Source organism: Actinomycetospora chlora, assembly GCF_039542135.1.
GTDB lineage: Bacteria > Actinomycetota > Actinomycetes > Mycobacteriales > Pseudonocardiaceae > Actinomycetospora > Actinomycetospora chlora.
Window position 1 is genome coordinate 1 of the sequence record NZ_BAABHO010000006.1, and the last position, 11,717, is coordinate 11,717.

Genomic DNA, 11,717 nt, shown 5'->3' on the forward strand with positions numbered 1-11,717 from the left:
CTGCCGCGGATCCGCTCCGAGCGCCCGGCGTTCGAGCTGCACTACCCGCACCTCACCGAGCGCATCCGGCTCGAGGCCCACGTCGGGTCCGGGCAGGAGAGCATCGGGGAGGCCGCGGCCGGGGCGACCGGCCAGGAGCACCTCCCGGGCTCCGACCCCCGGAACAAGTGACCCGGGCCGTCCCCGACGACGACGCCCCGGCGGTCGTGGCCCCCGGCGTCGCGCTGACCCCGGACGGGGTCGGTGCGGCGTCGGAGCCCGTGCTGGTGACGGTGACGGGCCCGGACTTCCCGGGCGTCAACGCCGCGCTGTTCGCGGTGCTGGCCGAGCACGAGGCCGGCCTGTTGGACGTCCAGCAGGCGACGATCCACCGCCGGATCACGCTCTCGGCGCTGGTCACGCTGCCCGGCGACCCGGCGCGGCTCGAGTCCGCGCTGCAGCTGACGATGCCCTCGCTGGGCCTGTCGGTGACGGTCGAGACCGGCGGTGACGCGTCGGCGGTGCACCCGTTCTCAACGCACGTCGTGCTGGTGCTCGGCCGGCCGATCACGGCGGCGAACTTCGCCGAGGTCGCCCGCGGGCTCGCGGCCCTGCGCGTCAACATCGACCGCGTCCGGCGGATCGCGGACTACCCGGTGACGGGTCTGGAGCTGCGGGTCTCGCTGCCCACGCTGAACCCGCCGTCGGACGCGGCGCTGCGCCAGGCCCTCGCCGCGGCCGGCCGTCGCGCCCGGTGCGACGTCGCCGTCCAGCGGGTCGGGCTGGCGCAGCGCTCGAAGCGGCTCATCGTGTTCGACGTCGACTCGACGCTGGTGCAGGGCGAGGTCATCGAGATGCTCGCGGCCCGCGCCGGGGCCGAGGACGACGTGCGCGCGATCACCGAGGCCGCCATGCGCGGGGAGATCGAGTTCGCGGAGTCCCTGCACCGGCGGGTGGCGACGCTGGCCGGGCTCCCCGTGTCGTGCCTCGACGAGGTCGCCGACGAGCTCGAGCTCACCCCGGGCGCCCGCACCACCGTGCGCACCCTCAAGCGGCTCGGCTACCGCTGCGGCGTCGTGTCCGGCGGCTTCTCCGCGATCATCGACCGCCTCGTCGACGACCTCGGGCTCGACTTCTCCGCGGCCAACGACCTCGAGGTCGTCGACGGCCGCCTCACCGGCCGCGTGATCGGGCGCGTCGTCGACCGGGCCGGCAAGGCCGAGGCCCTGCGGCGGTTCGCGCAGGAGGCCGGCGTCCCGCTGGAGCAGACCGTGGCCGTCGGCGACGGCGCCAACGACCTCGACATGCTGGCCGCGGCCGGGCTCGGGGTGGCGTTCAACGCGAAGCCGGTGGTGGCCGCGGCCGCGGACACCTCGCTGTCCCACCCCTACCTGGACGCCGTGCTGTTCATCCTCGGCGTCACCCGCGACGAGATCGAGCACGCCGACGCCGCCGAAGGGCTCCTGCGCCGGGTCCCCCTGTGAGGTCCGGGTGAGGCTCGGGCTGACCCCGGCGCTGGAGCCGCTGGCCGCGCGGGTGTGTCCCTGGTTGGTCGGCGGGGCGGCCCCCGAGCGCGACGAGCCGGACGACGGGGTCGTGCGCGCCATGACGCTGGTACTGCGCCTGGAGCGTGAGGCGCCGGCCCGCACCGCGGTGCTCGAGGCCGCCGCGGCGGCCGCCCTCGCGCTGTGCCTCGACGAGCGCGCCGGGCCCGCGGGGGAGTGGTACGACGCCGTGGCCACCTGGGCCGGGGCCGGGCGCATCCGCAAGCTCTCCCGCCGGGCGCGCACGTCGCACTGGCGCGCGGTGCAGGAGATCGACGGCGTGACCGTCGGCGAGCTGGTGCGCGCACTGGTGCCGGGCCCGGTCGAGGAGGTGCCCCACGAGGTGCGCCGCCTCCAGATCGGTGGCACCGACCTGCCGCCCGACGATCCCGGGCCCCCGCCCGCGGGGGCACCCGTGGTCTGGCTCAGCCCGGAGGTCGAGCAGACCGTCGGCAAGGCCGCGGCCCAGGTGGGGCACGCGAGCATGATCCTCGCGACCGTCCTCGCCGCGGACGGCGCCGACCCGGCCGTGGCGCTCGACGCCGCGGTCCGCCCGGCGTCGCGGGCGGACTGGCACCGGTGGACCGACGCGCTCGACGCCGACCCGAGCGGGCGCGCGGCGTGGGAGGAGCACGGCGTCGCGCCGGTGCGCGATGCCGGGTTCACCGAGGTCGCGCCCGGCACCGTCACCTGCATCGCGGCCCGGGTGCCGTGACCCGCGTCCTCGTCGCGGGCGCCCGCGCCCGCACCGGGCGCGCCGACGCCGAGATGCGCCCCCTGATCGCCGCCCTGGCCGACCGGGGCGTCGACGCGGCCGGGGCGGCGTGGGACGACGAGACGGTCGCGTGGGACGGGGCCGACCTCGTGGCGATCCGCACCACGTGGGACTACACCGAGCGTCGCGAGACCTTCCTGGCCTGGGCACAGGCGGTCGACGCCGTGACGCGGCTGGTGAACCCGCTGCCCGTCGTCACCTGGAACAGCCACAAGCGCTACCTCACCGAGCTCGCCGCCGCGAACGTCCCGACGGTGCCGACGACGCTGGTGCCGGCGGGCGGGGCGGTGCCCGACCTGCCCGGGACCGTCGTCGTCAAGCCCGCGGTGTCCGCGGGCGGGCGGGGCACCCACCGGGGCCGCGGCGCCGACCTGCGCGACACCGTCGCCGACCTGCTCGCGGCCGGCGACGTGCTCGTCCAGCCCGCGGTGGAGAGCATCGGGCGCGACGGCGAGGTGTCGCTGATCCGCCTGGGCGGCACGTGGTCGCACGCCGTGCGCAAGGTCCCGGCCGCGGGCGGGTTCCTGGTGCACGAGAAGCACGGCGGCGCGCTGACCGACCACACCCCCACGGGCGCCGAGGTGGCGGTGGCCGAGGCGGCGCTCGCGTGCGCGCCGGCGGGCGAGCTGGTGGCCGCCCGGGTCGACCTCGTGCGCCTCGACGGCGAGCCGGTGGTCATGGAGCTCGAGCTGATCGAGCCCGAACTCTTCCTCCGCCGCGCCCCCGCGGCCCCCGCCCGCCTCGCCGACGCCCTCCTGGCCGCCCTCGGGTGATGCGAGCAACGCGGCATTGCTGGCGTCCCAGGCCAGGATCGCCACATCCTCGCTCGGCGACACGCCGGGGCGGGCGTCAGCCCGAGCCGCGCAGCCGCTCCAGCGCCCCCCGCACGACGGCCGGGTCCTGCGTCGTCCAGAACGGCGGCAGCGAGCCCCGCAGGAAGCCGCCGTACTGCTTGGTGGCGACGCGCGAGTCGAGCAGGGCGACGACGCCGCGGTCGCCGGTGCCGCGCAGCAGCCGCCCCGCGCCCTGGGCGAGCAGCAGGGCGGCGTGGGTGGCCGACACGGTGAGGAAGCCGTTGCCGCCCCGCGCGTCGACCGCCCGCTGACGGGCCGAGACCAGCGGGTCGTCGGGCCGTGGGAACGGGATGCGGTCGATCATGACGAGCTGCAGCGACTCGCCCGGCACGTCGACGCCCTGCCAGAGCGACAGCGTCCCGAACAGCACGCTCTCGACGTCGGCGGCGAACTTCGTCACCAGGGTCCCGGTGCTGTCGTCGCCCTGGCAGAGCACGGTGCCGTCCCACCGACCGCGCAGGTCCTCGGCGGCCTGCTTGGCGGCCCGCATCGACGAGAACAGCCCCAGGGCCCGCCCGCCCGCGGCCCGGACGAGCGCCTCGATCTCGTCGAGCGTCGCCGGGGAGAGGCCGTCGCGCCCGGGCGGGGGCAGGTGGCGGGCCACGTAGAGGATGCCGGCCTTGGCGTGGGCGAACGGCGAGCCGACGTCGAGGCCGTGCCACACGAGGTTCGTCGCCGGGTCGTTGCCGTGCCCGCCGCCGTCGTCGGGGATCGGCTCGGTGACCTCGCGCGAGCCACCGGCCGGGAGCCCCCACTGCCGCGCGAGGGCGTCGAACGACCCACCGAGGGCGAGCGTCGCCGACGTCAGCACCACCGTCGAGCGCCCGAACAGCCGCGACGCCAGCAGCCCGGCCACCGAGAGCGGGGCGACGTGCAGGGCGCGCGTCGTCGTCCCGTTCCGCTCGGTCTCCGAGCACCACACGACATCCGGCCGCGTCGCCGGGTCCTCCCGGTCGAACGCCGTCAGCAGGCGCCCGGCGACGTCGTGCACCTCCTCGACGAGCGCCAGGGCGAACTTGCGCGCCGTGGCGTCGTCGTCCCGCCCGCCGGCCCGGTCCCGGTCCGGGCCCAGGGCCTGTCGGCACGACCACGAGGCGTCGCGGATCGACGAGAGCATCCGCCCGACGCCCTCGGGCATCCGCTCCCACCGGCCGGGGACGACGTCCTCCAGCACCGTGCCGAGGCCCTCGCCCGCGTCGAGCAGCGCGTCCGACAGCGCCTGGTCGACCAGCTTGCCGCACCGGCGCGCGGCGGCCGTCACCGTCGCCGAGGTCAGCTCGCCGGTGGCGACCGACGTCACGCGGTCGACCAGGTTGTGCGCCTCGTCGACGACGACGACGTCGTGGTCGGGCAGCACCGCGCGGCCCTCGATGGCGTCGATGGCGAGCATCGCGTGGTTGGTGACGACGACGTCGGCGGCGCCGGCGGCGTGCCGGGCGTGCTCGGAGAAGCAGTCCTCGGCGACGGGGCAGCGCGCGGCGCCGAGGCACTCCCGCGCGGTCACCGACACCTGGCGCCACGCGCGGTCGGGGACGCCCGGGACCAGCTCGTCGCGGTCACCCGTCGTCGTCTGCTCGGCCCACTCGTGCAGCCGCGTCACCTGCCGGCCCAGCGCGGAGACCTGGAACGGGTCGAAGAGCTGCTCGTCGACGGGGTCCTCGGCCTGCGCGCTCGTCTCGACCTTGTGCCGGCACAGGTAGTTGGCGCGCCCCTTGAGGATCGCGAACGTCGCCTTCCGGCCCAGCTCGGGCTCGAGGGCCTTCGACAGCCGCGGCAGGTCGCGGTCGACCAGCTGGTTCTGCAGCGCGATCGTCGCCGTCGCCACGACCACCGCCTGCTCGCCGTCGAGGGCGTGGCGGATCGCCGGCACCAGGTAGGCCAGCGACTTCCCCGTGCCCGTGCCCGCCTGCACCGCCAGGTGCTCCCCGGTGCGCAGGGCGCGCTCCACCGCGGCGGCCATCTGCTGCTGGCCCGCGCGCTCCGAGCCGCCCAGCGCGGAGACCGCCGCCGCGAGCAGCTCGGCCACCGGGGGCGGCCCGGTCACCGTGTCCGTGCTCGCGTCTCCCACGACGGTTCAGACTACGAGGAGGCCCGATCGGTTCCCTGCCGGCCGGGATTCAGCGGGGTGAACCCGTCAGGGTGATCCCCGCGTGGGCCATCTCGTCGCGGGCCCGTGCGGTCGTCTCCGGCAGCACGCCCGCGGTCAGGTCGAGGTGCACGGTGGTGGCGAAGCCCGCGCGGACGGCGTCGAGGGCGGTGGCGCGCACGCAGTGGTCGGTGGCGATGCCCACGACCTCGACGGCGTCGACACCCCGCTCGCGCAGCCAGCGGGCGAGCGGCTCGCCGTCGGTGCTGTGCCCCTCGAACGCCGAGTAGGCCGCGACGAACTGGCCCTTGGAGAAGACCTCCTCGAGCGGGGCGACGTCGAGGTCGGGGTGGAACGCCGCCCCGGCGTGGCCGACGCGGCAGTGCGCCGGCCAGGTGTCGACGTAGTTGGGCGTCGAGGAGAAGTGGTCGCCCGGGTCGTCGTGGTAGTCCCGGCTGGCGACGACGTGGCCGTAGCGGCCCTCCTCGGCGCCGAGGAAGTGGCTGATCGCCGCGGCCGTCGCGGCCCCGCCGTCGACGCCCATCGACCCGCCCTCGCAGAAGTCGAGCTGCACGTCCACGACGATGAGTGCGGTCGTCATGGTGCCGAGCCTACGAGCCGCGATCAGGGCACGAAGGTCGTCGGGATGGCGGGTTCGCCGCGGGAGAGCTTGAGCCCCTCCCACGGCACGGCGACGAGGCCGCGGCGCAGGTGCTCGCGGGACTCGTCGAGCGTCGGGAGGTCGGTGGCCGTCTCGCCCTTGGTGACGAGCGGGACCGGGACGACGCGGTCGTGCTCCCCGACCTCGACCGGCGTGTCGAGGCGGTGCACGACCTCCTCGACCGCCGTGCCGGTGGGGCGGTGCCGGCGCACCGCCGACTTCGCGCCGCCGCGGGACTCCTTCGACGAGCTGCGCTTGGCGACCGGGCGGCCCTCGACCTCGACGAGCTTGTAGACCATGCCCGCCGCCGGCGCCCCGGAGCCGGTGACCACCGACGTGCCGACCCCGTACGCGTCGACGGGCTCGGCGCGCAGGGCGGCGATGGCGTGCTCGTCGAGGTCGCCGGAGATGACGATGCGCGTGCCCGTCGCGCCGAGGCGGTCGAGCTGGGCGCGGGCCTGCTGGGCCAGCACGCCGACGTCCCCGGAGTCGATGCGGATCGCCCCGAGGCCGGGGCCCGCGACCTCGATCGCGGTCTCGATGCCCCTGCTGATGTCGTAGGTGTCGACCAGCAGGGTCGTGCCGACGCCGAGGGCGTCCACCTGCGCGGCGAACGCGTCGGCTTCGGTGTCGTGCAGCAGCGTGAAGGCGTGGGCACTGGTGCCGGTGGTGGGGACGCCGTACCGGCGGTGCGCCTCGAGGTTCGACGTGGCGGCGAACCCGGCGAGGTACGCCGCGCGCGCCGAGGCCACGGCGGCCTCCTCGTGGGTGCGCCGCGAGCCCATCTCGATCAGCCGCCGGCCGTTGGCGGCGCTGGCCATGCGGGCCGCGGCGGAGGCGACGGCGCAGTCGTGGTTGAGGATCGAGAGCAGCAGCGTCTCGAGCAGCACGCACTCGGCGAACGTGCCGGTCACCGACAGCACCGGCGAGCCCGGGAAGTACAGCTCGCCCTCGGGGTAGCCGGTGACGTCACCGGAGAAGCGGTGGCCCTCCAGGTACGCGGCGACCCGGTCGCGCACGCCGGCGTCGCAGAGCACCCGGATCTCCTCGGGCCCGAAGGTGAACCGCGCCAACGACTCCAGCAGGCGGTCGACGCCGGCCACGACGCCGTAACGCCGCCCGTGCGGGAGGCTGCGCGCGAAGACCTCGAACGTGCACCGGCGCTCGGCCGTGCCGTCGGCGAGGGCGGCGTCGAGCATCGTCAGCTCGTACTGGTCGGTCATCAACGCGGTCGAGTGCCCCGGGTGCGTCACCCACGACAGCCTAGGCGGCCCACCCGGCAGGGGTCGGTCGTGTCACGATGGACGCCATGGAGGTGCGTCTGTCCGCTCCGGTCGAGCCGGACGTCGACGAGCGGACCGAGGAGGCCGTCGACGAGGCTACGCTGGCCGACACGCCGTGGCAGACGATCGTCTGGAACGACCCCGTGAACCTCATGTCGTACGTGACCTACGTGTTCCAGAAGCTCTTCGGCTACGACAAGGCGAAGGCCACCGCCCTCATGCTCGACGTGCACCACAAGGGGCGTGCGACGGTGTCGTCGGGCAGCCGCGAGAAGGTCGAGGGCGACGTCTCGCGCCTCCACGCGATGGGTCTGTGGGCCACGATGCAGCGGGCGAGCTGACCCCGGTTGAAAGCCTGGAAACGGCAGGGACGCGGCGACCGCGTCCGCTACGTCGCGGTGCTCGAGCGGCCCGAGGCGTCGGTGCTGCGCGGGCTGATGGGGCAGGTCGAGCAGATGCTCGCCGGCCGCCGCGACGACGCGCCGGACGACGAGCTCGCCGAGCTCACCGGCATCCGCACGGGCCCCTCGACCCCGCCCGACGACCCGGTGCTCGCGCGCCTGCTGCCCGACTTCGCGTCGTCGTCGGAGCAGGACGCGTCCGAGGTGTCCGCGGCGCTGCGGTCGGTCACCGAGCCGGACCTCATCGAGGCCAAGCAGGCCGCGATCGCCACGGTGCTCGCGACGTGCCCGGCCGGCGGCGGCCGCGTCGAGCTGGCGCCCGCGCAGGCGGAGGAGTGGCTGGCCGCGGTCAACGACGTGCGCCTCGCGCTGGGCGTCGCGCTCGAGGTGACCGAGGACATGCCCGAGCAGCTGCCCGCCGACGACCCGCGGGCGGACCACTTGCCCGTCTACCACTGGCTGACCTGGCTGCAGGACTCCCTCGTCACGACCTTGGTGGGGTGACGACCCTGACGGGGTGACGGCGGGCCGGGCCGCCGCACGGTCCGTATCCTGGACGGCGTGCTGGTGATCCGTGCCGACCTCGTCGAGCAGATGGTCGCGCACGCCCGCCGGGACCACCCGCTCGAGGCGTGCGGTCAGCTGACCGGCACCGAGGGCTCGGACCGCCCCGAGCGGTACATCCCGATGACCAACACCGACGCGGTCGAGAGCGACTACGCGTTCGACTCGCGCGAGCAGCTGCGCGTGCACCGCGAGAGCGAGGAGCGCGGCGAGGAACCGGTCGTCGTCTTCCACTCGCACACGCGGGTGCCGCGCCGCCCGCTCACCGACACGGGCCTGCCCGAGGCGTACCCGTCGGAGAAGGACATCCAGTACATGGGCCTGCAGCCCGGGGTGCACTTCGCGATCGTCGCGCTGACCGGGCCGGACTCGTCGTACGACCTGCGCTCGTTCCTGCTCGACGAGGCCGGCGACGTCGTCGAGGACGACGTCGAGGTCGTCGAGAACTACATGTTCGCGCACACCGGCTCGGACGACGTCCCGGACCCGGACGCCTGAGCTCGCCGACCCCCGCTCGCGGGGTCACGGAATGTCGCGCCCGCATGGGACGCTGACACACCAGAGGACGTCCACCACGAACCGGAGGGAACCCGTGTCCGCCACCGTCTCGATCCCGACCATCCTGCGCACCCACACCGGTGGGGAGAAGCAGGTCAAGGCCGAGGGCTCGACGCTGCAGGAGGTCATCACCGACCTCGAGGCCAACCACCCGGGCATCAAGGACCGGCTGGTGACCGACGGCGCGCTGCACCGGTTCGTCAACGTGTACGTCAACGACGAGGACGTCCGCTTCGCCGGCGGCCTCGACGCCCAGGTGCCCGACGGCGGCACCGTCACCATCCTGCCCGCGGTGGCCGGCGGCTCCCGCTGACGCGGGGAGCGCTGACCTCACCGACGAGGAGAGGCCCATGGCCCGGTACGAGTCCCTGATCCACGCCCTGGGCGACACGCCCATGGTCGGTCTCCCGTCCTTCTCCCCGGCGCCGCACGTGCGCCTGTGGGCCAAGCTCGAGGACCGCAACCCGACCGGGTCGATCAAGGACCGTCCGGCGCTGCGGATGATCGAGCAGGCCGAGAAGGACGGAAAGCTGACCCCGGGCTGCACGATCCTCGAGCCGACCTCGGGCAACACCGGCATCTCGCTGGCCATGGCGGCCAAGCTCAAGGGCTACGAGCTGGTGTGCGTCATGCCGGAGAACACCTCGGCCGAGCGGCGTCAGCTCCTCGAGATGTACGGCGCGAAGATCATCTTCTCGCCGGCGGCCGGTGGGTCGAACCAGGCCGTCGCCACGGCCAAGGAGATCGCCGCGCAGCACGCCGACTGGGTGATGCTCTACCAGTACGGCAACCCGGCCAACGCGCTCGCGCACTACGAGGGCACCGGGCCGGAGATCCTGCGCGACATGCCCACGATCACCCACTTCGTGGCGGGCCTGGGCACCACCGGCACGCTCGTCGGCACCGGGCGCTACCTGCGCGAGCACAAGCCGGACTGCCAGATCATCGCCGCCGAGCCCCGCTACGGCGAGCTCGTCTACGGCCTGCGCAACATCGCCGAGGGCTTCGTGCCCGAGCTCTACGACCCCGACGTGCTCACCGGGCGGTACTCGGTCGGCGCCTACGACGCCCTGCGCCGCACCCGCCAGCTCGTCGAGCAGGAGGGCATCTTCGCCGGCATCTCCACCGGCGGGATCCTGCACGCCGCGCTGGCCCAGGCCGAGAAGGCCGCCGGCGCGGACGACGAGGCCGACATCGTCATGGTGGTGTGCGACGGCGGGTGGAAGTACCTGTCGACCGGTGCGTACTCGGGGACGCTCGAGGAAGCCGCCGAGGCATTGGAAGGTCAGCTCTGGGCTTAGTGTCGTCGCAAGCCGGTTCCGCACCTCGAGCTCCTGCGTCGCTCGATCTGCGGCCTGCCGGCGCGACGTCCAGGGGTCACCACCCCGGGTAACACCGGGGTCGCAACCCACGCGGATCCGGCATCGGCGTCCGTAGCCTCGATGGCGTGACCAGCCCGGCCCGCCCCGCGCCACGCCTCCTGCCTGCGCACCCCGTGCGCGCCGCGATCGTCATGGTCGGCATCGTGGCGTTGCTCTGGATCATCGAGATCCTCGACCGCACGGTGTTCGTCGCCCTCGACCCGCCGTCGGGTCTCGACGACGACGGCATCGTGCCCCGCACCGTCGACGGGCTCGGCGGCATCCTGTGGTCGCCGCTGCTGCACGGCGGGTTCGAGCACCTGGCGGGCAACACCGTGCCGCTGCTGGTGTTCGGCTTCCTCGTGCTCGCCGGCGGGCTGGGGCAGTTCCTCGCCGTCACCGCCGTGATCTGGCTGGTCAGCGGCGTCGGCACCTGGCTCATCGGCAGCCCCGGCTCGACGATCGGGGCGTCCGGGATCATCTTCGGCTGGTTCGCCTTCCTGCTGGTGCGCGGGTTCTTCGCCCGCTCGGTCGGGCAGATCGTGCTCGCGGTGGTCCTGCTGCTGATCTACGGCGGGCTGCTGTTCGGGGTGCTGCCGAGCACCCCCGGCATCTCGTGGCAGGCCCACCTCTGCGGCGCGATCGGCGGCATCCTCGCCGCGCGGCTCACCGTCGTGGCCGACCGTCGCCGCAGCGGCCCGGGCACCACTCCCTCGGGGACACCCGCCCTGGGCTGACCGTGCCCGATCCGTGACCGTCCCGGACGCCCTGCCCTGTGCGTTCGGGCAGGTCCGGCCCGTAGGGTGCGCGCGTGGAACTGATCGTCCTGGGGTGTTCCGGCAGCGGCGCCGGCCCGCACTCCGCAGCGTCGGGCTACCTCGTCCGCGCGGGCGACACGTCCGTGGTGCTCGATCTCGGCAACGGCGCGTTCGGCGTCCTGCAGCGGCACATGGACCCGTTCGACGTCGACGCCCTGGTCCTGTCCCACCTGCACCCGGACCACTGTGCGGACGTGTCGGGGATGATCGTCCACCGGCGCTACCACCCGGACGGCCCGGGCAAGGTCATCCCGCTGCACGGGCCCACCGAGTCGGAGGTGCGGCTCGCGGTGGCCTACGCGCCGTCGTCGGACGAGCGCGTCGCCACCGACCTCAGCGACGTCTTCACCTACCACCCCTTCGCGGACGGCCCGGCCGCGATCGGACCGGTGGCCCTGACCAGCGCCCCCGTCGACCACCCGTGCGAGGCCTACGGCATCCGCCTCGAGCACGAGGGCCGCACGCTGGTCTACTCCGGCGACACCGGCCCGTGCCGCGAGCTGGTCGAGCTCGCGCGGGGCGCCGACGTGCTGCTCTGCGAGTCGACGTGGTCCGACGGGCCCGACCGCCCACCCGGCGTGCACCTCTCGGGCCGCCAGGCCGGCCGCACGGCCCGTGACGCCGGGGTGGCGCGCCTGCTGCTCACCCACGTCCCGGCCTGGGCCGACGGCCCGGCCCTGCTCGCCGAGGCGCGCGAGGTGTTCGACGGGCCGACCGAGCTCGTCGTCCCCGACGGGCACTACACCATCTGACCGCCACCCCCGACCTTCGTCGGGGTCGCCCTGGCCCGCGGACCGACGACCGGCGCCGCCCGCGCTGCCTACCGTCGGGCC

The 11,717-nt window shown here is 74.7% G+C and carries 13 protein-coding genes; 10 read left to right on the forward strand and 3 right to left on the reverse strand.

Features of this window, described 5'->3' with window-relative positions; translation table 11 throughout:
• Positions 1–224 precede the first annotated feature (224 nt).
• The 3 genes from serB to ABD994_RS05070 are packed head-to-tail and all read left to right on the forward strand — an operon-like array spanning position 225 to position 3,071.
• Positions 225–1,463, forward strand: a complete 1,239-nt coding sequence (gene serB / locus ABD994_RS05060) for a phosphoserine phosphatase SerB (RefSeq protein WP_425550024.1) — start codon at positions 225–227, stop codon at positions 1,461–1,463.
• Positions 1,464–1,470: 7 nt separating this feature from the next.
• Positions 1,471–2,238 carry a peptidyl-tRNA hydrolase gene (locus ABD994_RS05065; protein ID WP_345411365.1) on the forward strand — a complete coding sequence of 256 codons (768 nt, stop codon included), beginning with the start codon at positions 1,471–1,473 and terminating at the stop codon, positions 2,236–2,238.
• A complete protein-coding gene (locus tag ABD994_RS05070; RefSeq protein ID WP_345411367.1) occupies positions 2,235–3,071 on the forward strand; it encodes an ATP-grasp domain-containing protein in 837 nt (278 codons plus the stop codon). The genes ABD994_RS05065 and ABD994_RS05070 overlap by 4 nt, the downstream gene beginning before the upstream one ends.
• A gap of 76 nt (positions 3,072–3,147) precedes the next feature.
• Here the strand turns inward: ABD994_RS05070 and ABD994_RS05075 are convergent, their stop codons facing one another.
• The 3 genes from ABD994_RS05075 to ABD994_RS05085 form a co-directional block, all read right to left on the reverse strand.
• Entirely contained in the window at positions 3,148–5,196 is a 2,049-nt protein-coding gene (locus ABD994_RS05075) for an ATP-dependent DNA helicase (RefSeq protein ID WP_345411370.1), read from the reverse strand.
• 73 nt (positions 5,197–5,269) lie between these two features.
• Positions 5,270–5,839 (reverse strand): isochorismatase family protein, encoded by a 570-nt coding sequence (locus tag ABD994_RS05080; RefSeq protein WP_345411373.1) that lies wholly within the window; start codon positions 5,837–5,839, stop codon positions 5,270–5,272.
• A gap of 23 nt (positions 5,840–5,862) precedes the next feature.
• Positions 5,863–7,122, reverse strand: a complete 1,260-nt coding sequence (locus ABD994_RS05085) for a nicotinate phosphoribosyltransferase (protein WP_425550025.1) — start codon at positions 7,120–7,122, stop codon at positions 5,863–5,865.
• A 98-nt stretch (positions 7,123–7,220) separates the two neighbouring features.
• Here ABD994_RS05085 and clpS point away from each other — a divergent pair, with 98 nt between their 5' ends.
• From clpS to ABD994_RS05120, 7 genes are all read left to right on the forward strand, one after another.
• Entirely contained in the window at positions 7,221–7,523 is a 303-nt protein-coding gene (clpS, locus tag ABD994_RS05090; RefSeq protein WP_345411731.1) for an ATP-dependent Clp protease adapter ClpS, read from the forward strand.
• 6 nt (positions 7,524–7,529) lie between these two features.
• Positions 7,530–8,087 (forward strand): DUF2017 domain-containing protein, encoded by a 558-nt coding sequence (locus ABD994_RS05095; protein ID WP_345411377.1) that lies wholly within the window; start codon positions 7,530–7,532, stop codon positions 8,085–8,087.
• 57 nt (positions 8,088–8,144) lie between these two features.
• Positions 8,145–8,645: a M67 family metallopeptidase gene (locus tag ABD994_RS05100; protein WP_345411379.1), complete on the forward strand. Its 501-nt coding sequence runs from the start codon at positions 8,145–8,147 to the stop codon at positions 8,643–8,645.
• Between the two features lie 94 nt (positions 8,646–8,739).
• Positions 8,740–9,018, forward strand: coding sequence for a MoaD/ThiS family protein (locus ABD994_RS05105; protein WP_345411381.1), 279 nt, complete (start codon positions 8,740–8,742; stop codon positions 9,016–9,018).
• Between the two features lie 37 nt (positions 9,019–9,055).
• The gene (locus ABD994_RS05110; RefSeq protein ID WP_345411384.1) at positions 9,056–10,006 is read left to right on the forward strand and encodes a PLP-dependent cysteine synthase family protein; all 951 of its coding nucleotides are present in this window, start codon (positions 9,056–9,058) and stop codon (positions 10,004–10,006) included.
• Positions 10,007–10,152: 146 nt separating this feature from the next.
• Positions 10,153–10,803, forward strand: coding sequence for a rhomboid family intramembrane serine protease (locus ABD994_RS05115; protein ID WP_345411386.1), 651 nt, complete (start codon positions 10,153–10,155; stop codon positions 10,801–10,803).
• A 74-nt stretch (positions 10,804–10,877) separates the two neighbouring features.
• Positions 10,878–11,636, forward strand: coding sequence for an MBL fold metallo-hydrolase (locus ABD994_RS05120; protein ID WP_345411388.1), 759 nt, complete (start codon positions 10,878–10,880; stop codon positions 11,634–11,636).
• Positions 11,637–11,717: the final 81 nt, after the last annotated feature.